Annotated in this window: 15 protein-coding genes; 5 read left to right on the forward strand and 10 right to left on the reverse strand. The window is 65.5% G+C overall.

Features of this window, described 5'->3' with window-relative positions; translation table 11 throughout:
* Positions 1-66 precede the first annotated feature (66 nt).
* Genes HUU99_RS03430 through HUU99_RS03440 form a run of 3 tightly spaced genes read left to right on the forward strand, consistent with a single transcriptional unit; the run spans position 67 to position 4,454 of the window.
* Positions 67-1,896, forward strand: a complete 1,830-nt coding sequence (locus HUU99_RS03430; RefSeq protein WP_174285178.1) for a DUF885 domain-containing protein — start codon at positions 67-69, stop codon at positions 1,894-1,896.
* The gene (locus HUU99_RS03435) at positions 1,896-3,395 is read left to right on the forward strand and encodes a S10 family peptidase (RefSeq protein ID WP_174285179.1); all 1,500 of its coding nucleotides are present in this window, start codon (positions 1,896-1,898) and stop codon (positions 3,393-3,395) included. Before HUU99_RS03430 ends, HUU99_RS03435 begins: the two co-directional genes overlap by 1 nt.
* A gap of 12 nt (positions 3,396-3,407) precedes the next feature.
* Positions 3,408-4,454, forward strand: a complete 1,047-nt coding sequence (locus tag HUU99_RS03440) for an SPL family radical SAM protein (RefSeq protein WP_174285180.1) — start codon at positions 3,408-3,410, stop codon at positions 4,452-4,454.
* Positions 4,455-4,468: 14 nt separating this feature from the next.
* Here HUU99_RS03440 and HUU99_RS03445 read toward each other — a convergent pair whose 3' ends face one another.
* The 7 genes from HUU99_RS03445 to HUU99_RS03475 form a co-directional block, all read right to left on the reverse strand.
* Positions 4,469-5,398 carry a Brp/Blh family beta-carotene 15,15'-dioxygenase gene (locus HUU99_RS03445; protein ID WP_174285181.1) on the reverse strand — a complete coding sequence of 310 codons (930 nt, stop codon included), beginning with the start codon at positions 5,396-5,398 and terminating at the stop codon, positions 4,469-4,471.
* Positions 5,399-5,402: 4 nt separating this feature from the next.
* Positions 5,403-6,161: a bacteriorhodopsin gene (locus tag HUU99_RS03450; RefSeq protein WP_174285182.1), complete on the reverse strand. Its 759-nt coding sequence runs from the start codon at positions 6,159-6,161 to the stop codon at positions 5,403-5,405.
* A 254-nt stretch (positions 6,162-6,415) separates the two neighbouring features.
* Complete coding sequence (locus HUU99_RS03455) at positions 6,416-7,039, reverse strand: LuxR C-terminal-related transcriptional regulator (RefSeq protein ID WP_174285183.1); 624 nt, start codon at positions 7,037-7,039, stop codon at positions 6,416-6,418.
* A 139-nt stretch (positions 7,040-7,178) separates the two neighbouring features.
* The gene (locus HUU99_RS03460; protein WP_174285184.1) at positions 7,179-9,158 is read right to left on the reverse strand and encodes a PAS domain-containing hybrid sensor histidine kinase/response regulator; all 1,980 of its coding nucleotides are present in this window, start codon (positions 9,156-9,158) and stop codon (positions 7,179-7,181) included.
* A gap of 1 nt (position 9,159) precedes the next feature.
* Complete coding sequence (locus tag HUU99_RS03465; RefSeq protein ID WP_302479968.1) at positions 9,160-10,671, reverse strand: ATPase domain-containing protein; 1,512 nt, start codon at positions 10,669-10,671, stop codon at positions 9,160-9,162.
* Positions 10,672-10,840: 169 nt separating this feature from the next.
* Complete coding sequence (locus HUU99_RS03470) at positions 10,841-11,839, reverse strand: SDR family oxidoreductase (protein WP_174285186.1); 999 nt, start codon at positions 11,837-11,839, stop codon at positions 10,841-10,843.
* A 76-nt stretch (positions 11,840-11,915) separates the two neighbouring features.
* A complete protein-coding gene (locus HUU99_RS03475; RefSeq protein ID WP_375380064.1) occupies positions 11,916-13,052 on the reverse strand; it encodes an aldose epimerase family protein in 1,137 nt (378 codons plus the stop codon).
* A 158-nt stretch (positions 13,053-13,210) separates the two neighbouring features.
* On the opposite strand from HUU99_RS03475, the gene HUU99_RS03480 reads away from it, so the two are divergent.
* Complete coding sequence (locus HUU99_RS03480; protein WP_174285188.1) at positions 13,211-14,302, forward strand: ABC transporter ATP-binding protein; 1,092 nt, start codon at positions 13,211-13,213, stop codon at positions 14,300-14,302.
* On the opposite strand, the gene HUU99_RS03485 is transcribed toward HUU99_RS03480, so the two are convergent.
* Genes HUU99_RS03485 through HUU99_RS03495 form a run of 3 tightly spaced genes read right to left on the reverse strand, consistent with a single transcriptional unit; the run spans position 14,292 to position 17,247 of the window.
* Positions 14,292-15,134 (reverse strand): carbohydrate ABC transporter permease, encoded by an 843-nt coding sequence (locus HUU99_RS03485; RefSeq protein WP_174285189.1) that lies wholly within the window; start codon positions 15,132-15,134, stop codon positions 14,292-14,294. The genes HUU99_RS03480 and HUU99_RS03485 overlap by 11 nt on opposite strands.
* Positions 15,125-16,006, reverse strand: coding sequence for a carbohydrate ABC transporter permease (locus HUU99_RS03490; RefSeq protein WP_174285190.1), 882 nt, complete (start codon positions 16,004-16,006; stop codon positions 15,125-15,127). The genes HUU99_RS03485 and HUU99_RS03490 overlap by 10 nt, the downstream gene beginning before the upstream one ends.
* The gene (locus tag HUU99_RS03495) at positions 16,003-17,247 is read right to left on the reverse strand and encodes an extracellular solute-binding protein (protein ID WP_254602896.1); all 1,245 of its coding nucleotides are present in this window, start codon (positions 17,245-17,247) and stop codon (positions 16,003-16,005) included. The genes HUU99_RS03490 and HUU99_RS03495 overlap by 4 nt, the downstream gene beginning before the upstream one ends.
* A 227-nt stretch (positions 17,248-17,474) precedes the next feature.
* Here HUU99_RS03495 and HUU99_RS03500 point away from each other — a divergent pair, with 227 nt between their 5' ends.
* Positions 17,475-20,450: a TonB-dependent receptor plug domain-containing protein gene (locus HUU99_RS03500; RefSeq protein ID WP_254602897.1), complete on the forward strand. Its 2,976-nt coding sequence runs from the start codon at positions 17,475-17,477 to the stop codon at positions 20,448-20,450.
* Positions 20,451-20,677: the final 227 nt, after the last annotated feature.

The raw sequence follows: 20,677 nt of genomic DNA on the forward strand, positions 1-20,677 counted from the left end.
CGCGTCGGCTGGTCGCTTGCGACGAAGATGAGCGCGCTCTACCATCGGGGCTCATCGTCCGAGGATATGCCCTTGTCGCTCAAGCTGCTGACCGCCCTGCTGTTATCGACCGTCACCGCCGAAGCGGCCTTTGCGCAGGCCCTGCCGCGGCCGAGCGCAATGCCGGGCGACAGCGCATCGGACGCGCGGCTGAAGCAATTGTTCTACGACAGCGACGAGGCGAGCCTGAAGCGCAATCCGATCCAGGGGATTTTCCGCGGCGATCTGCGCTACGCCGATCGGCTGGGCGATTATCTGACCGACGAATATACCGCCGCCGAGCGCGCCGCCGCCGAGGCCGATCTGGCCGCGCTGCACGCGATAGACCGGACGAAACTAAGCCGCGTCGACCAGATCGCCTACGACGTGTTCGAGAACAGCACCGCGATCGGGCTCCGGGGCTATGCGCCCGACCTGTTGAAGATCCAGCGCGACCTGCCGATCGATCATTTCCAGGGCTTCCAGACCTTCTATCCCGATTTCGCGTCCGGTCAGGGCGCCGCGCCGTTCAAGACGCTGGCGGATTACGAGAACAACCTGAAGCGCAACGCGGAATATGCACGGGTGCTCGACCGGGCGATCGGGCGGTTCCGGCAAGGCATGACGGACGGCATCGTCCAGCCCCGGCTGGTCGTAAACAACATGATCGGGCAGTTCGACAATCTGATCAAGGAAGGCGTCGAGGGATCGACCTTCTACGGCCCGGTAAAGACCTTCCCCGCCGCCATCGCCGCCGCCGACCAGACTCGGCTGCGTGCGGCCTATGCCGCGCAGATCCGCGACGTCGTCATCCCTGCGGAACAACGCACGCGCGATTTCCTGGCCAGAGAATATCTGCCCGTCGCGCGCGATACGGTCGGCCTGTCGGCGATGCCCGGCGGCGCGAAGCTCTACGCCTATCTGATCGAACAGAACACGACGCTGCCGTTGTCGGCCGACGAGGTGCACCGACTGGGCCTGAGCGAAGTCGCACGCATCACGCGAGAGATGGAGACGCAGAAACAGGCGGTCGGCTTCAAGGGAACATTGGCCGAATTCTTTACCTTCCTGCGCGCCGACCCTCGCTTCCAGCCGAAGAGCGCGGAAGACCTGAAGAACGGCTATTACGCGATCCAGAAGCGCGTCTATGCGCGCATCCCCGAACAATTCTCGCTGACGCCCAAGAACGATCTCGAGATCCGTGCGGTCCCGGCCTTCAAGGAGAAGACGGAAGCCGGCGGCTCCTACCAGGGCGGCACCCCCGACGGATCGCGCCGCGGCATATTCTATTACAACACCTACGATCTGCCGTCGCGTTACACCTGGGAGATGGAGACGCTGTTCCTCCATGAAGGTGTACCCGGGCATCATTTCCAAATCAGCCTGGCGCAGGAAAATACGGCCCTGCCCGCCTTCATGCGGTTCGGCGGCAACACAGCCTATGTCGAAGGCTGGGCACTGTATTCGGAGGGTCTGTGGAAGGACCTGGGGATGGAGACCGATCCCTATCAACGGATGGGCGGCCTGAACGACGAAATGCTGCGTGCGATGCGGTTGGTCGTCGATAGCGGTATCCATGCGCAAGGCTGGAGCCGTGACCGCGCGATCGATTACATGCTCGCGAATTCGCCGATGGCGCGGACCGATGCGACCGCGGAGGTCGAACGCTATATCGCGATCCCCGGCCAGGCACTGGCCTACAAGATCGGCCAGCTGACGATCGCGCGGACCAAGGCGAAGGCGAAGGCGGCGCTCGGCACCCGGTTCGACCCGCGCGATTTTCATGCGCAGGTGCTCGACACCGGGTCGCTGCCGATGCCCGTCCTCGAACGCAAGATCGATGCCTGGGTCGCCGCCGGCGGTGGGCCCGCGAAGTGATGCTGCGGATCATCGCCACAGGCATCGCCCTCGCCTTTCTGGCGGCGGCACCGATCGCCGCGCAGGACAAGCAAGTCACGACGACCGAGAAGAAGGTCGACGACGAGATGAAATTCCCGCCGCTGCCCGCCGACAAGACGGTGCGGCAGTCGGCGGTGATCGGCGGACGGCCGATCGCATACGACGCGACGGTCGGGAAGCTGTCGGTTCGCGACGAGAAGGGCAAGGAGATCGGGCAGGTCGTCTACACGACCTATGTCGCCGTGGGCGGCGGTGCCGATCGCCCGGTGACCTTCGCATTCAACGGCGGACCGGGTGCGTCTTCGGTCTATCTTAACATGGGGGCCGTGGGTCCGAAGCGCATATCGTTCGCGACGCAGGGCAACGCGCCGTCGGACAGCCCGGTCGCGAGCGACAATCCCAATAGCTGGCTCGATTTCACCGATCTCGTCTTCATCGATCCGATCGGTACCGGCTTCAGCCGCAGCCTGGTCGACGAGGCTGCGACCAAGAAGGCGTTCTACGCGAACGATCCCGACATCAAATATCTGTCGAAGATCGTGTTCGACTGGCTGGTCAAGGCGGGTCGGCTGCGCTCGCCCAAATACGTCATGGGCGAAAGCTATGGCGGCTACCGCGCGCCGCGGATCGCATACGAATTGCAGTCGCAGGTCGGAGTCGGCGTAACCGGTCTCATCATGGTCTCGCCCTATCTCGACCCCGCCTCGGGCGACGGCGCGACCGCGCTGTCGCCGCTGCCGTGGATGATCGACCTGCCGTCGATGGCGGCGGCGCATCTGGAGCGCGAAGGCCGGCTGACCGACGCCGCGATGAACGATGTCGAAGCCTATACGCGCGGCGAGTTCGCGAGCGACCTGCTGCGCGGGCGTTCCGATGCCCGGGCGGTGACTCGGATCGTCGGCCACGTGACCGCGCTGACCGGTCTCGATCCCTCGCTCGTCCAGCGGATGGGCGGGCGCGTCGATTCGGGCACCTTCCTGCGCGAGGTCCACCGTGCCGACGGGACGATCGGCAGCGTCTATGATTCCAACGTGACCGCGTTCGATCCGTTTCCCTGGTCGGCGATGCGCCAGTCCAACGATCCGATCCTAGACGCGCTGATCGCGCCGACGACCAGCGCGATGGTCGATTTCGTGACGCGCGTGGTCGGGTGGAAGACCGACGCCGGCTATCACGCGCTGTCGTACGAGGTGAACAAGGCCTGGGATCGCGGCAAGCCCGACGACACCCCCGTCCAGGACCTGCGCAAGGCCATTGCCGCCGATCCGCACATGGCGGTCATGATCGCGCATGGCTGGGACGATCTGTCCTGCCCGTTCTTCGCGTCCCGTTTGATCGTCGACCAGATGCCGAGCTTCGGCATGGCCGAGCGGATCAAGCTGCGGATCTATCCCGGCGGTCATATGTTCTACAGCCGTCCGGACAGCGGTGCGGCGTTCAAGCGCGATGCCCGTGCGCTTTATGGGCGATCCGGATAAGCGAACCCGAATATGCGTCCCTGGCTTCCCCGTCGCGTGCTGGTGACGCCGTCCGCCAGGGACTGGGCGCACGGCCTGCAGATGCTCGAACGCGCCGAACGACTCGGCATCGCCGTCGTCGAATTGAAGACCGACCGTATCGTCATGGACCGGCAGGTCGACGAACGCCGCGCCTATGCCGATGCGAAGGCGACGCTGGCGATCGTCGTAGCCCCACCGTCGAAGCGCAAGCTCGAACCCATCGCGCCGAGTGCGGACTGGCGCGTCGACCTGGCGGCGGGGTGCCCCGCGCATTGCGGCTATTGCTATCTCGCGGGGTCGTTGAAAGGGCCGCCGATCACGCGGGTCTACGCCAATCTCGACGAAATCTTCGGCGCTATACCCGCTTATATCGGCAACGGTACGATCACCTCGCGGTCCGCGGCGCGGTCGCACGAGGGCACGACGTTCGAGGCGTCCTGCTATACCGATCCGCTCGCGATCGAACATCTGACCGGGTCATTGGCGCGGACGATCGCCTGGTTCGGCCGGACCGAGGGGGCCCAGTTACGCTTCACGACCAAATTCGCCGACGTCGGGCCGTTGCTGGCGCTGGACCATGGCGGACATACCCGCATGCGTGCGTCGATCAATCCAAGCACCTATGCACGGTTCGAGGGCGGCACCGCACCCGTCGCGGCGCGGCTCGCGGCCCTGAAACAGATGGCCGACGCGGGCTATCCGGTCGGCCTGACGATCGCACCGATCATCGCGGCCGACGGGTGGGAGCAGGCGTATCGCGGGCTGATCGCGGATGTCGCGACGCTGTTCGCCGACGTGGTCGACCTGACGATCGAACTCATCACCCACCGGTTCAATCCTGGGTCGAAGGCGGTGCTCGACACCTGGTATCCCGGCTCCGCGCTGGACATGACGACCACGAACCGGACGATCAAACGCACGAAGTTCGGCACCGAAAAGACCGTGTATGATGCGCCGACGATGAAACGATTGCGTTCGGTGTTCGAGGCCGAAATCGCCGCGGCATTGCCGCTTGCCCGCATCCTCTATTGGACGTGAGCCGTATCGGGCCTCTACCCCGACACGGCCGATCGGGTCCGCTCCAGCCGACGATCCAGCCACCGCGACAGCAGCAGATGCGGGACCGCGACCGACGCCAGCAGCTGGAACGCACCCGCGGTGATGTCACCGACCGGGGCGATCGTCATTCGCTGCAGCATCCACCAGCCGAACAAGGCGGTCGCCGACAACGCGCCCCCGGTCGCCAGCCATCGCAGGAGCGTCATGTCGCGCAGGACGATCCGCGTGGCGGCCAGATGGCGCGGCGAATGCAGGAATACGAAAAACAATGCGAACCCCGCGACGGGTGGCGCGGCGACCAGCAGCAACAGACACGACGCCATCGCGGTCGCCCAATTGCGGCTGCCGCTCCGCCATGCGACGGCGATGCCGACGGCCGTGATCAGTAGCGCGACCGGCGCGATCGCGATCACGACGCGTACGAGGACGCCCGCGCGATCGTCGCTCATCGCGACGAACAACCTGGTCACCGCCCCGGGATGGCCGATCGTCGGCGCGGCGATGATCGCCGCCCCGGCCGCGACCCGAAGCAACGGCTCCTCGATCATCCCCCAATCCTCGCCGAAATGGATGCTGGCCACGACCAGGAACAGGATCAGCGCGAATAGCGGCATGGTCGTCCACATCAGTGCCATCGCGCCGACGATCGCCGCATAGCCGGCGACGACGAGCGAGAGGCGTCGGCGATCGAGAGCGGCCGCGCGGCGTAGCAGCGCGATATCGTAGGCGCCGTGCGGCAGGCCGCCGCCGATGAACACGATCGTCGCCACCGCGATCGCTGCCGGTCGTCCGAGCGGCAGATGCGACACGACGGCAAGGGTCAGCCCCGCCGCCGCGATCCAATAGGATGCGGGAACCCGGTCGCCCTGCCCGTCGGGGGCGTGGCGACCGGGAAGCGCCTGCACTCGTACGTATACCGCCATCGGGTCAGGCGTGCGCCGTGAACCCTTCGGCTTCCGATTTGCGGAGCGAGATCAGGAAGATGAGGATACCGAGGCCGGCCTTCGATACGATATCGGCGACCGTATAGCCCAGCTGGATCGTCGTCGTGGCGGTCCCGCCGGTCAGCCCGGCATAGGGCGCCATGTAGACGATCGGGTAGAAGCCCCAGGACGCGAAGGTCAGCAGGCGCGCGTTGCGCACCAGTCCCTGCGCGCCCGCCGGCTGCTGCTTGATCGATTCGCCAAGTCCGCTGAACAACTCCCAGACGATGTAGATGAACGGGATCGCCGATAGCGTACCCCAAAAGGCGCGCGTCGGGATGTCGGTCGCGATCTCCCCCGGATAGCCGAGTATGATCATCAACGCCGCCGCCGGAGCGAGCCGAGCCAGCTTCGACGTCGTCTCCTCGCGCGACAGCCGCATCACCAGCACCAGCTCGACGAGCAGCAGCGGCACGGTCAGCAGCCAGTCGACATAGCGATACGCGTCGTTGAAGGCGAAACCGGTCGCGGTCACGACGCCGTTCTTGAAGACATAGGCCGCGTTCCAGCTATCGAAGATACGGTAATAATGATAGGCGGCGATGCCGGTCACCAGCCCCGATATGGTCAGCGCGATGCGATAGGCCGGCGCGACTTGCGAACGGCTTAGCCAGAAGAATGCCGTCGCCGCGGCCATCGTCGCGAGGGTGAACGATAACGCGTTGTAGACCAACGAGAATTGAAAGGGTGAGAGGGTATCCATCGATATCTCCGTCGCGATGCGCAGCACGGACGCGCTGGGCAGGATGTTGCGGGCGGCCGTTCGACGAGAAGCAACGCCGGTCTATCGACCCCCAGAGTCGTCACAACAGCGCCGATGGGTCGAGGGGGGGACCGAACCTCGCGCCGAATGGCTGTTGGGCGAAAGGCTCTGCCGTTGTGACGACGGCGCAAGCGTTAGGCCGAGGTGATTGGCCCGCCTATACAGTCCTTAGCCCGTATCGCCGGTCGCAGCGTTCAGAGCCCGGCTTCGACCGCGAAGCGGATCAGGTCGGCGGTTGTGTGCACGCCGAGGCGGTTCATCAGGATCGCGCGGTGCATCTTGACCGTCTTCTCGGCCAGGTCGAGTTCGGCGGCGATCTGCTTGTTGAGCAGGCCGTTCGCCACCAGCGCGAGCACCTGCCCCTGCCGCGGCGACAATGCCTTCACCATCTCCGCGGCGCGGATACGCCGCATGCTCGACGGTGCCGCCGAACCGGCATCGATTTCGACCTGCGATCCGAGGAAATAGAGCAATGCGCCCTCCTCGTCGTAGATCGGGGCCACGACGACGGCGTTCCGAAACGGTTGCCCGTTGCGTTTGTAATTGAGAATTTCGACGAGCACCGACCGATGTTCGCGTACCCCGCGCCGGATTTCCTCGCTCAGCCACGGCTCGGTCGCCGGGCCCGAGAGAAAACGGCAGTTCCGGCCCACCACTTCGTCGGCCGCATAGCCGGTCAGCGCGCAGAACGCCGCATTGCAGGCGACGATCGGATTGTCCGGCAGGCGGGGATCGCTGATCACCGATGGGATCGGGCTGTCGGTCACGAGGCGGATGTGACGATTTCCGGGCGGGATCAGGCTGCCTTTCGCCCCCATATCAGTAGTCCCCCGTCCGATCGTTCCTACCCTAGCCGAGGACGAACATTCTATCACGCTCAAATCGCGGTACGTCGCGTCAAATACATATTATCGGGGGGAAGCCGCGACCATGGTAATGCCGTCATTGGTATCCGGCTTATTTGATCGCCTTCAACTTCACCTTGCCCGGTTCGGTGCATCGCAGAAGTTCGTCGACGCGCGCCGCAAGGTCCACTTGTCGGAATGGTTTGGCGAGCCGCGGCACGTCCGTCGGCACATCCTTGCCGGCGGCGGCATAGCCGGTGATGAGCAGTACCGGTATCCGCACGCCCGATTCGCGAAGCTCGTTGATCAGCTGTCCCCCAGTCATGCCGGGCATCAGATAATCGGTTACCAGGATATCCGCGTCCATCCCCGAGCGAACCATCGCGAGCACCTGCGACGCCGAACGCATCTCCAGAACCGTATAGCCGACATCACGCAGCATATCCGCCGTGGCGCATCGGACCAGATCGTCATCATCGACGAGCAGTACCGACGCTGCACGCCGCGCGGTCACGGGCTCGGCGCGCGGTTCGCCTATTTTGTCGGGAATGTCCTGGGTCGCCGGCAGCCAAAGCTCGACCTGCGTACCGGCCCCCGGCTCGCTCGACAGGTGCAACGTGCCGCCGGATTGCGCGGCGAGGCCGTGGATCATCGACAAGCCGAGCCCGGTCCCCTTGCCGACCCCCTTGGTCGAGAAGAAGGGCTCGGTCGCGCGCGCCAGCGTTTCCCGGTCCATGCCGACCCCGGTATCCGCCGCGACGAGGCGGACATATCGCCCCGCCTGCACACCCACCGTGTTGCGGACGTCCAGGACGACGTCCGCCGCGGACAGCGTCAGGCTGCCGCCGCCCGGCATCGCGTCGCGCGCGTTGATCGCAAGGTTGAGCAGTGCCAGTTCCAGCTGGTTCGGATCGACCCGTGCCGGGGAAAGGTGCCGCGGCACGTCGAGCGTCACCGCGATCAGGGGACCGAGCGATCGCCGGATCAAATCGACGATCCCGTCGATCAGCGCCCCGATATCGACCGCCCGCGGCTGCAGCGCCTGGCGGCGGGCGAAGGACAGTAGCCGTTGCGTCAGGATGGTGGCGCGCTCGGCGGCCTGCAACGCGCCGCCGATCATCTTCTGTGTCCGCTCATCGTCCCTGTGCCGCCGCCGGACCAGGTCGAGGCTGCCGACGATCGGGGTCAGCAGATTGTTGAAATCATGCGCGACGCCCCCGGTCAGCTGGCCGATCGCGTCCATCTTGTGCGCCTGAGCCAGCTGCGCGTCCGCCTCCTTGCGATCGGTGACGTCCGACACGACGCCGGTCATGCGGACCGCGTTGCCGTCGCCGTCATACCGGACCCGGCCCTTGGCGGTGATCCAGCGCCGGTTGCCATCCGCCGCAACGATGCCGCATTCGATGTCGAGCGACCCGTCGGTCAACGCAGCGTCGAACGACGCGGCGATATCCGCGCGTTCCGCAGGATCGACATGATCGAGGAAGATGTCGACCGACCAGTGCGACAACGGCTCGGTATATCCGAAGATCTCGTCGTGCCGCGGTGTCCGGCGCACATCGCCGGATTTCAGGTCGATGTCCCAGCTGCCCATGTCCGCGGCGTCCAGCGCGATCTGCAGGCTTTCGCGGGCGGCCTCGAGTTCGCGGGTACGATCGACGACCGCCTGCTCCAGCGTATCGGCGGCGTCCCGCAGTTCGTACTGACGCGCCCGGGCGCTGAGCGCGGACCGCACCGCACCAATCATCGCCTCGGAATGCAGCGGGCGTTCCAGCAGGACCACGTTGCCGAGCCCCGCCAGCCGCTCGCCCGCGACCGGCGACCGCGGCGTCTTGGCCCCATTGGCCAGGACCACGAACGGAATGTCCGACCATGATGGCTGAGCGGCGACCCAGGCGACCAGCTTGTCCTGATCGCCGACCGTCAGCGCCTCCTCCGTCAGCATGACCGCGCCGGCACCCGCGTCCAATTGCGCGACCAGCGCGGTCTGGTCATCGCAAACGACCGAAGCCACCCCGTTGCGACCGAGCAACTCGGCAGCGATTGCCGCGTCCCGCCCGCGTGGCGCGAGGATCAGGACCCGGTCGGGCACGCTAATCCCGCAGCCCCGAACGGCCGATCTGGGTCGCCATCAAAGTCTTGGTCTCGCCTGAGAACGTCGGTATGCCCGTCAGGACGCCCTGGAACTGTCGAAGCGGCTCGCCGACCAACAGCCCCTTGTTGCTGATCTGGAACTCGCGGATCGCCCGTTCGTGACGTGCGGTCCGCGTCTTGATGACGGAGATGGCCTGGCGGACCTCGCCCTGCGCCTCGAAATATCGCAGCTGGATAACGGTGTCGGACAGATAGCTCAGATCCACGTCGGACCGGATATCGCCCATCACGCCGTGAAGACCGAGAATGAGCAGGCTGACCACGCCCTGTTGCCCCAGATAGGTCAGCAGTTCGTGCATCTGCAAGACGAGGAACTGTTCGTTGGGCATCGAATGGAGATAGGCGTTCAGACTGTCGATGACGACGACCTTCGCCCCTCGCTCGTTGACCGAATCGCGGATCAGCGCGGCGAATTCGCCGGGCGACATCTCGGCCGGATCGATCGCGCGGAGTTCGAGCAGACCGCTGTCGATATGCGGCTGCAAATCCATGCCGAGCGCCGCGCTTCGGATCATCAGCGTCGGCAGGCGCTCGTCGAACAGAAAATAGGCCGCCCTGTCGCCCCGTTCTATCGCCGCGACCATGCACTGCACCGCCGCGGTCGTCTTGCCGACGCCGGCCGGCCCGGTAAGGAGCGTCGCGGTACCGGGAACGAGGCCACCCCCCATCAGCGCGTCCAGCTGGCCCGATCCGGTCGATACCGCGACCCCGGATTCGCGTGCCCGATATTGCGACGCCACGAGACGGGGATAGACGCGCAAGCCACCGCGCTCGATCTCGAAATCATGATAGCCGCCGCGGTACCGGACCCCGCGCATCTTCACTACGTGCATGCGGCGACGCTGCGCGCCGAACCCCGATAGCGTCTGTTCGAGGGATATGACGCCATGCGCGATGCTGTGCAGCTGCAGGTCGGTGCCGGAACCGCTCTTGTCGTCGAGAAACAGCACGGTGCATTGCCGGGTCGCGAAGAAATGCTTGAGCGCCAGGATCTGGCGCCGGTACCGGATCGGGCTCTGTGCGAGCAGCCGCAGTTCCGACAGGCTGTCGAGAACGACCCGGTTCGGACGCACTTCCTCCACCTTCGCTATGATGGAACGGATCGTCTCGCCCAATTCGACTTCGCTCGGGTGGAGCAGGGTTTGCTCCTGCTCCGCGCCGAACCCGTCGACCGGCACCATCTCGAACAGGTTCAGCGCGTCCAGCGACCAGCCATGCGTCCTGGCGACAGCAAGCAATTCCACCTCGGTCTCGGCCAGCGTGATATACAGCCCCGCCTCCCCGACCGCGGCCCCCGCCAGCAGGAAACCCAATCCCAGCGTCGTCTTGCCCGTGCCGGGGGTTCCCTCCACCAGATACATGCGGTCGGAAGTCAGTCCGCCGTTCAGGATGTCGTCGAGTCCGCAAATACCCGTCGAGGCCAACCGGGGCGTGTCATCTGGTCGTGGCAATCTCGTATCCCGCGCTTCACCGGAGGCGGCAGCGCCCGGACATTCGGCGAATGTTAGAATGTTTGATCTATGTGGGAAACCCCACGCAATCATTCGTTTATCGCGACCCGTCCGGGTTATGGCCGGTCTGCGATCGTCCATGGCGTCGGCGAAGTTTACGGCCATGGCGTCAACGGCTGCGAATACCGAGCAGCACCCTGCGCGCGATCGTGCCGGCCGACGGGAAGCGGCGTATCGGTCCGACCATCAGCGCGGTGTAGAGACTTGGACGCGACCAGCGACCATGCGTATCGCCGCGGGCCCCGGTCGGTCGGCTGGGGGCGTCGAGATTGTCCGGTCGATCGTCGCGCGGCTTCCCGGTCTTGAACAGCCGCGGCCCCAATATCGCGGAAGCGGCATCCGCCATGTTGGGAAAGGCGCGCGCCAGAGCGCTGCCCAGGCGGACGGCACCACCGACATACAGGTCGCGTTCGGGATGTTCGGCCGCCGACAGGATCGTCTTGGCGACATCCTCCGGCCGGTAGAAGGGCGGCGGCATGGTCGCCTGCCGATCCATCCGGTTGCGCTGATGTTCGAGTATCGGCGTCGCGATCGGCGCGGGCTTCACCAACGTGACGGCGACGGGCGCGCGGTCCATCATCAGCTCGATCCGGAGCGCGTCGGTATAGGCCTTGATCGCCTGCTTCGTCGTCGAATACAGTCCCATGAACGGGGCGGAAACATCGGACGTCACGCTGCCGATGTTGACGAGGACGCCGCCGCCGTCCTTCAGACGGGGAAGCGCCGCCTTGCAGCCATGCACCATGCCCCAGAAATTGATTTCGAAGACGCGCCGCGCGTCCGCCTCGCTCAGATCCTCCAGCTTGCCCGCGATCGCGACACCGGCGTTGTTCACCCAGATGTCGATGCCGCCATAGGTGTCAATCGCATGCGCCGCGAGCCGCTCCGCCGCGGCGGCATCGGTCATGTCGGTCGCACAGGCCGAGGCGCGGCCGCCGTCCGCGACGATCTCGGCTACGAGCGTGTCGAGCGCGTCGCACCCGCGCGCCGCGACAACCACCGCCGCGCCGCGCCGTGCCGCCAGACGCGCGGTCGCGCGCCCTATCCCGCTGGACGCGCCGGTGATCACGATCACTTGCTCGGCAATCGGCTTCAAACGTATCGTCATTGTTCCGACCCCCGATTCGATGATGGTGCGGCGCGTTCGGTCCGACATAGGGATCGGCGCGATCCGTCCGGCTGAATCACCGAGTACCACCGGTGGTCAGCCGGTATGTCATCGTATTGCGATACGTCTCGTCCGGTGCCAGTCGTGCGGAGCCGAAGGCGGGCTGGTTGGGCGTGTCGGGAAAGATCTGCGGCTCCATCACGAACGCATCGCCTTCGCGGTAGGTGCGCTCCGCCTTACCTGCGCTGGTCCCGTCGAGGAAGTTGCCCGAATAGAATTGCAGCCCCGGCTGGTTGGACCAGAGTTCGAACCCGCGGCCCGATGCGGGATCGTCGACGCTGGCCATCAGATGCTGGTCGGCCGTCACATGCGTACCGATGATCCAATTATGGTCGTAGCCACGCGCGTAGACGATCTGCGGATCGTGCGCGTCGCGCACGCGCTCGCCGATCGCACGGGGTTCGCGGAAGTCGAACACGGTGCCGGCGACGGGCTTTCGCTCGCCGGTCGGGATCGCGCCCTTGTCGGTCGGCAGATAGGTATCGGCCGGGATCGCGACGCGCGTGCCCATCGCGCCGTTCGCCGACCCCTCGCCAGACAGGTTCCAATAGGTGTGGTTGCTGATGTTGACGATCGTCGCCTTGTCGGTGGTCGCGCGGTAGTCGATCGTCAGATGATCGGCATCGTCGAGCGAATAGGTCGCGTCGACCGTCAGCGTACCGGGATACCCCATCTCACCGTCGCTGCTGACATAGCGAAGCGCCACCGCCGCCGTCGGCCCGCCATGGACATCGGTCACCTGCCAAAACACCTTGTCGAAGCCGGTGGTGCCGCCGTGCAGCGCATTGACCCCGTCATTGACGGGCGTCCGATACGTCCGACCGTCGAGCGTGAAGCGTCCGCGCGCGATCCGGTTGGAGAAACGCCCGACCGTCCCGCCGAAATACTGCGGCTTGGCGAGATATTTGTCGATCGACGGGTAGCCGAGCACGATATCGGCCGACGTGCCGTAGCGATCGGGCAGGATCACTGATTGCAGCGCGGCACCGTAGGAAATCACCGTCGCCGACACGCCGTTGCTGTTGGTCAACGTCACCGCATCGACCGTCCGGCCGTCGGGCAGCGTGCCGAAGCTCGCCCGTCTCGCATCCGCTGCGTGCGCGGTTTCCGTTACCATGACCGAAATGCTCCCCAGGATCGGTGCCACCGTCATCATTCCTTCCTCCCGCCCATGCAAGCGTTCCCGACGCGAAGCGCCGCCCCCTGGTACCAGGCAAGCCGCTTCCAGTGCAGATTTGGCGTCCGACGCAGATCTGGCCACGGTGTCCGAGATTCATTGACCGAAATCGCGATTGATATACCGACGGAGCGGTGAGCAGCGTCGCCATTCGCCAATTGTCGAAACGCTTCGGTACGGCAGAGGCGCTCCAGCCGACCGAATTGTCGATCGCGGAAGGCGAACTGGTCGTGATCGTCGGGCCGTCGGGGTGCGGCAAGTCGACATTGCTTCGCCTGATCGCAGGCCTGGAAGCGCCGAGCGCGGGGCAGGTGCTCATCGGCGGACGCGACGTCACCGCGCTGGAGCCCGCCGATCGCGGGATCGCGATGGTGTTCCAGTCCTACGCGCTCTACCCGCATCTGACCGTCGCGCAGAACATCGGCTTTCCGTTGCGGATGGCCAAACTGGATCGCCGCGAGATCGCACGCCGCGTCGCCGATGTCGCGGGGCTGCTGGAACTCGACACGCTGCTCGACCGGCGGCCGCGTGCGCTGTCGGGCGGACAACGGCAACGGGTGTCGATCGGCCGCGCGATCATACGCGACCCGGCGGTCCTGCTGCTCGACGAACCTCTGTCGAACCTCGATACCGGCCTGCGTGTCCGGATGCGGCATGAGATCGCGCGGCTGCACCAGCGGCTAGGCGCGACGATGATCTATGTGACGCACGACCAGATCGAGGCGATGACGCTGGCCAACCGGATCGTCGTGATGGCGAACGGCCGTATCGAGCAGGTCGGCGCGCCGCTCGACCTCTACGGTGCGCCGGCGACGATCCGTGTCGCGGAGGCGATCGGCTCGCCGGCAATCAACCTGCTGCCGGTACGGATCGAACGGGTCGACGGGCGGGGCACGACCGTCACCTTGCCCGACGGTGCGTCGTGCCAGGTCGCGGCCCGTGTGCCGGCGGACGAGATCGGGGCGACGGCGACGCTCGGCATCCGCCCCGAGCACCTGCGCCCGGACGGGGAAGGGCCGTTCAGCGGACCGGTCGAGCTGTTCGAGCGGCTTGGCCCCCTGTCCTTCGCCCATCTCGGCGAGGCAGGCGCGACCGGCAGCGTCGTCGCGCAGTTGCCGGGCGACCAGCAATTCACGCTCGGCGCGGATGTCCGCTTCTCCGTCGCGCCGGCGGACGCGCATCTGTTCGCCGCGGACGGTACGGCGTATCCGCGCGTCAGCCCTTGATACTGCCGCTCAGCACGCCGCTGAAATAATATCGCTGCAGTGCGAGGAACAGCAGCAGGACCGGCATGGTCGTGATGACCGCGCCCGCCATCATCAATTCGGTGTCGCGGACATGTTCCCGGCCGATCGCCGCCAGCGCGACGGGCAGCGTGTATAGCGACTGATCGGTGATGACGATCAGCGGCCACAGGAAATCGCTCCAGCTCTGCAGGAAGGTGAAGAGCGACAGCGTCACTACGACGGGACGGAGCAGCGGCAGCACCACGCGCGTGAAGATCTGCCACTCGCTCGCCCCGTCGATCCGCGCGGCGTCCAGCATCTCATCGGGCAGCGCGAGCGTCGCCTGTCGTACGAACAACACACCGTACACCCCCGCCAGCCAGGGTGCCAGGACGCCCGCATAGGTGTTCACCAGCCCTACCGATTCCAGCATCAGGAACAGCGGCAGCATCGCGACCTGCGCCGGCACCACCACCAGCGCAAGCATCGCCTGCAACAGCCGCGCGCGTCCCCAGAAGCGCAGCTTCGCAAAGGCATAGCCCGCCGGCACGGTCAGCCCGACGCCGAGCAGCGTGGCCAGTGCCGCCAGCGCGACGCTGTTCACGATGGCAGGCACGATGTGGTAGCTGGTCGCGCCGCCGGGATGCGCGAGCAGCAGCTCGCGGTAATTCGCGAGCGTCGGATGGGCGGGCCAGAAGGGCGGCGGGAAGCTGGTCGCGGTACCCGCCGGCATCAGCGAGACGTTGACCATCCAGACCAGCGGCATCGCGGTCGCCAGCGCGAGCACGGCGACGAGCATAGTCCGCCCGATCCCATATACGTTCAGAGCCATTCGTAACGCTTCCCGAGACGCGCCTGGAGGCCGGTCAGCAGCAGGATGGCCAGGAACAACAGGACCGCGACCGCGGATGCCATGCCGAGGTTCCACCAGGTAAAGCCCTGGTCGAACATGAAATACATCACCGTGACGGTGCTTTGCGCAGGGCCACCATGCGTCATGACATAGGGTTCGGTGAAGATCTGCAGGAAATTGGCGACGCTCAGCACGGCAGCGAGCAGCAGCGCCGGGCCGATCGCCGGCAGGGTCACGTGACGGAACCGCGCCCATGTGCCGGCACCATCGAGCCGCGCCGCCTCGTACAAATCCTGCGGCACCGTCGCCAGCGCGGCGATGAAGACCAGCATGTTATAGCCGAACGCCTTCCACACGATGAAGATCAGCGTCGCCGGAATGCTCGTACGCGGGTCGCCGAGCCAATCGACCGGGGGGATCCCGATCAGCGACAGCGCATAATTGAGCAACCCGGTGCGCGCGTCGAGAACGTAGCGCCACACGAGTGCGGTCGCGACCAGTGTGGTGACATAGGGTGCGAACAGCAACAGCCGCCACACCGGCTTCCATCGCAGCGTCGCCCCGTTGACAAGCAACGCGACCACCAGCGACGTACCGATCGCCGCCGGCACGCCGATCGCCGCCATCAGCGCAGTGTTGCCGACGGCACGCCAGAATAACGGGGTACGGGCAAGTTCGACGTAATTGCCGACACCGACGAACCGCAGATCGTGCAGATCGGCCAGCGCATAGATGTCGAAATCGGTGACGCTCAGCAGCAATGCGCCGATCGTCGGCACGACCAGCACGAGCAGCGTACCGACGAAGATCGGCAGAGTGAACGCAATCCCCGCGCGCGTCTGCCTGCTCACGCCGCTTTGCCGCGATCGAGCAGCCAGCGGCGCTTTTCAAGGATGCGGTCGACCCGCTTGTCCATTTCGATGGTGGCAGCCTCCACGCTGTAGTCGCCCCGGACCATGTGTTCGGCGACCAACTGCACCTCGGTGACGATTCGTTCCCATTCGGGCACCGCCGGCGCGGGGACGCTGTGGGCGATCTGGCGGGCGAATGTCTGCGAGACGCCATCGTCCCGCAGCCCGGGGACCGTCCAGGCGCTGGGGCGGGTCGGCAGATCGCCGGTAATGCGGTAGAGACCGCACTGCGTCGTCGCCCGGCACAGATATTCGACCAGTTGCCACGCCCGCGCCGGGTCGCGGGCGATATGGCTGACCGCGAGGCAGGTTCCACGCGCCATGGCCGCGCCCGGGCCGCTCGGGCCCGGCGTCCTTGCGACGCTCCAGTTGTCCGGCGGCAGGAAATTTGCGCGGAGTCGCAAATCGCCGATCGTCACCGCATTCGACGGCATGATCGCAAACCAGCCGCGGCGAAGCGACAGATAGGTATCGCCAACCTCCGCCCCAGTGACGATCGGCGCGAACCCGTCATCGAAAATCGACCTGTAAAACGCCAGTGCGGCGCGAAACCCGGGCGACGAGAAGTTACCGCGCGTCTGCACGTCGCGCAGCATCGGCACGCTCTGCTGCGCCGCGAAATTGAACAACGGTTCGGGCCAGTCGAGCAGATGCAGCGTCACATATCGGCCCGGGTGCCGCCGTTTGATCGAATGCGCCATCCGCCTCCATTCCGGCCAATCGAGCGGCGGTGCCGGATAGCCGACTTCGGCGATCAGGTCGCGCCGATAGAATTGCACCCAGCTGTCTGCCGTCCACGGCACCGCGACCGCACGACCGTCGACGTCGACCAGCGCCCGCGCGCCGGCAAACCGGTCGGCAAGCAGCGCCGTCCCGGTCGGCAGCGCCGCCAACGCACCGACAAGTGCCAGTTCGGGCAACCAGTCGCTGTTGAGCATCATCACGTCGGGCAGCGAGTCGCCCGCAAAACCCGACAGCAGCTTTTCGTGCGCGCCCGTCCAGGGCACGGCCTGCGAATCCACCCGGATACCCGTCACGCGTTGAAAGGGCGGCAGGAGCAGCGGCGCGTTCTCGCCGACCGCGCCCAACGCCCACCACGTTATCCCGCCCTCATCGCGCTGGCCGCACGCCGCAACGGCCGCGCCTGCCCCAATGCCCAATGCGTCGCGCCGCGAGATCACGACGATGATCGTCTACAAGATCTTGCACCCGTCCCCATACCGGCACGGTAATCGCGCCACGGCGTGGGCCAAAGGGCAAAAATGGCACAGCCGATGATCCAAATCATCCGCGCCGGAAAACGGTCTCGCGACAAAAGGTTGCGCTGCTAAGTGCGTCACGGATCGGTAACCGACAAGATAGAGCGATATCATTGGGGTCGCCGATCTGCATAAAGGGGGGAATCCGATTGTCTGTTGCTGCTTATCGCCGTTATCTGTCGACCGGCGCGGCGTTGCTGCTTGCGGCGGGAACGGCACATGCGCAGACCGCGCAGGACAAGGCCGCCGATCCGCAGCCTGTCGTCGCTTCGCCGTCGCCGCCCGAAAGCCAGGGGGACGACATCGTCGTGACCGGCTCGCGGATCGCCCGCCCCGAACTCGCCGCGCCCAATCCGATCATATCGTTTAATGCAGCGGCGATCGAGCAGTCGGGCAACACGAACATCACGAACTTCCTGCTGCGCGTACCGGCGCTGACCGGCTCGCGCGATACGACGCAGACCGCGGGCGGCAACGGCGTGTCCAGCGGGCAGTTCGGGATCGCGGGATTGAACGAACTCAATCTGCGCAATCTCGGCACGAACCGCACGCTCGTGCTGGTGGACGGCCGCCGTCATGTGGCGGGGGAGGTCAATACCGCCGCCGTCGATGTGAACAGCATCCCCACCGACCTGATCGAGCGCGTGGACGTGCTGACCGGCGCGGTATCCGCCGTCTATGGCGCGGACGGCGTGACCGGCGTGGTGAACTTCATTCTCAAGCGCGATTTCGACGGCCTGAGCGCCCGCGCGCAGATGGGCGTCTCGCAATATGGCGACGCCGCCAATCATTTCGTGTCGGTCACCGCCGGACGCAATTTCGCCGACGGTCATGGCAATCTGACGCTGGCATACGAGTATAATTCCGATGATCCGGTCGCGAACGACGACCGCAAGTTCCTGCAATTCGCCAACCGCCAGTTTCTGGTACCCAACCCGAATTATCAGGCGGGCGCGGCAGGCTCTTACCAGAACGTCCTGGTTCGCGGCCTTCGCTACACCCAGGAATCGCCGCTGGGCGCGGTCTTCGTCGGCGGCGACGCCGCCCCGAGCTTCGACGGGCTCGGCCGTCCGTACGACAACGGCACGCCTCTCTCGTCCGCGCCTTATTACGGGATTGGCGGCGTCAACACGCCCGTGGCGGGCTTCTACCAGGGCGACCTTCTCCCGAAGACCGAGCGGCACGATGTCAACCTCCTGACGCATTACGACTTTTCGGACGCCTTCAAACTGTCGCTGGAAGGCAAGTTCGTGGAGAATCGCGCCACCAGCAGCGGCTCGTATTTGCAGACCTATGGGCAGGCGGTCGCGGTCACCAACCCGTTCGTGCCCGACGCAGTTCGCCGGGCCGCACTGCTGGCGGGCGCGGACACGCTGTACGTCAACCGCGACGATATCGATTATGGGCGTCAGGAAGAATCCGACCGGCGCCGCACCTATCGCGGCGTCATCGACGTATCGGGTCGGATTTCGGATCACGCAACCTACGACGCCTATTATGAATATGGCCGCACCGACGTACGGATCACGCGAGTCGGCGATCGTCTCGCCGATCGCTACACGCAGGCGATCGACGCGGTGCTCAGCCCCAGCGGACAGATCGTGTGCCGGGTCACGCTGACCAACCCGACCAGTGGCTGCATACCGATCAGCCTGTTCGGCCCCGGACCGGCGACGCCGCAGCAGCTCGGCTATTTCCAGGTCAACGACGTGAGCAACGCCGGTATTACGCAGCAGGTCGCGAGCGCGTCCATATCGGGCGACTTCGGCCAGTTCTTCGAACTGCCGGGCGGGCCGGTTCAGTTCTCGTTCGGTGGCGAGTATCGCAAAGAGACGAGCCGCTTCGATCCAAGCGCCAATCTGGTGAACGCCCGTTTCTACGAATATGACGAGCCGTCATTAGTGTTACCGAGTAGCGGCCGGTTCGACGTCGAGGAAGCATTCGGCGAATTGAACGTGCCCGTGCTCAAGGACACCCGCTTCGCGAAGACGCTCTCGTTCGGCGCGGCGGGCCGGTACTCGCATTATTCCACCGTCGGGGATACCGAGACCTGGCAGTTCAACGGCGTCTATGCGCCGGTGCGCGACATCACCTTTCGTGGCTCCTACGGCAACGCAGTACGCGCGCCCAATATCGGCGAGCTGTTCCAGCCGCGCTTCAGCAGTTCCAATTTCTTTACCGATCCTTGTACCCCGGCACAGATCGGTAACGGCACGCAATATCGCGCCGCCAACTGCGCCGCGACGCTGGGCGCGGTCGGCGCAAGCTCCAACCCGGGCTTGCAGACCGGCGCGTTCGTCAACGGCGTCCAGTCGGGCAACGCGAACCTGAAGGCGGAAACCGCGCGCACCTGGACCGCAGGCATCGTGCTCCGGCCGCATTTCCTGCGTGGTTTCACGGCGTCGTTCGACTGGTATGACATCCGGCTCAAGGACGCGATCAACCAGGTGACGCCGTCCGATCTCGCCAATCTCTGCGTCGATCAGCAGACGACCGCGAACCCGTTCTGCGCCGCGATCACCCGCGCCAGCGCGGCCTATCTCGCCGCCAATCCAAACCTGGCGGCGCTCGGGTTCAAAACCGGCTCGATCGTCGGCTACACCGTCAGCCCGCAGAACGTCGCCAGTTTCCGCACCGCGGGCCTCGACGTCAATCTCGACTATCTGCTGGACAGCGCGAAGGCGGGGACGTTCGATCTCAAACTGGTCGGTGGTTATGTCAACCGGCTGGAGTTCACCGGCATCATCGGCGCGCCGGTTACGAATAATCTCGATCAGTCGGGCCGGCCGCAATGGAATGCGAATTTCTCGCCGAGCTGGACGCTCGGGGGGTTCACGCTCAACTACAATCTGCGATGGTTCGACGCGACATTGGCGTTCGACCGTAACACGCTTGCCGCCAGCCCGGATATCGCCGCCGGGCGCTATATCCGCAACGACGCGCTGTGGCAGCACGACTTGCAGGCACAATATCAATTGCCTGGCGGCTTTGCCTTTTATGGCGGCGTCACCAACCTGACCGACCAGAAGCCCGATCCGGCAAGCTACGGCACCAACAACCCGGTATCGCCACTCGGTCGATATTTCTACACCGGGGTGAAAGTCCGGTTGAACGGTCCGAAGTAGGCCGGGCCTTATCGCCCTGCCCTGCGCCCGGCGTCGGTCGGGGCACGGACGATGGTCGTCGCGCTCCCGGCCACGGGATCGACCGTGCGCGAGCGTTGGGATGCCGGGCGTCAACGCGCCGAAGGGATGATTGCCAGACTGAAAGCGGCGAACTGAACCGGGCTGCCGGGCCTGCATATCGTCGAAGCCGGTAACGAAACCGTGTAGCTCGATCGCAGCATTGCTAC

This window comes from Sphingomonas bacterium (assembly GCF_903642285.1).
Classification (GTDB): Bacteria; Pseudomonadota; Alphaproteobacteria; order Sphingomonadales; family Sphingomonadaceae; genus Sphingomonas.

Bases quoted from the DNA above. Each gene is read 5' to 3' on its own strand.
- HUU99_RS03430 (WP_174285178.1), top strand. From the start codon at position 67: ATGCCCTTGTCGCTCAAGCTGCTGACCGCCCTGCTGTTATCGACCGTC.
- HUU99_RS03435 (WP_174285179.1), top strand. From the start codon at position 1,896: ATGCTGCGGATCATCGCCACAGGCATCGCCCTCGCCTTTCTGGCGGCG.
- HUU99_RS03440 (WP_174285180.1), top strand. From the start codon at position 3,408: ATGCGTCCCTGGCTTCCCCGTCGCGTGCTGGTGACGCCGTCCGCCAGG.
- HUU99_RS03445 (WP_174285181.1), bottom strand. From the start codon at position 5,398: ATGGCGGTATACGTACGAGTGCAGGCGCTTCCCGGTCGCCACGCCCCC.
- HUU99_RS03450 (WP_174285182.1), bottom strand. From the start codon at position 6,161: ATGGATACCCTCTCACCCTTTCAATTCTCGTTGGTCTACAACGCGTTA.
- HUU99_RS03455 (WP_174285183.1), bottom strand. From the start codon at position 7,039: ATGGGGGCGAAAGGCAGCCTGATCCCGCCCGGAAATCGTCACATCCGC.
- HUU99_RS03470 (WP_174285186.1), bottom strand. From the start codon at position 11,839: ATGACGATACGTTTGAAGCCGATTGCCGAGCAAGTGATCGTGATCACC.
- HUU99_RS03475 (WP_375380064.1), bottom strand. From the start codon at position 13,052: ATGACGGTGGCACCGATCCTGGGGAGCATTTCGGTCATGGTAACGGAA.
- HUU99_RS03485 (WP_174285189.1), bottom strand. From the start codon at position 15,134: ATGGCTCTGAACGTATATGGGATCGGGCGGACTATGCTCGTCGCCGTG.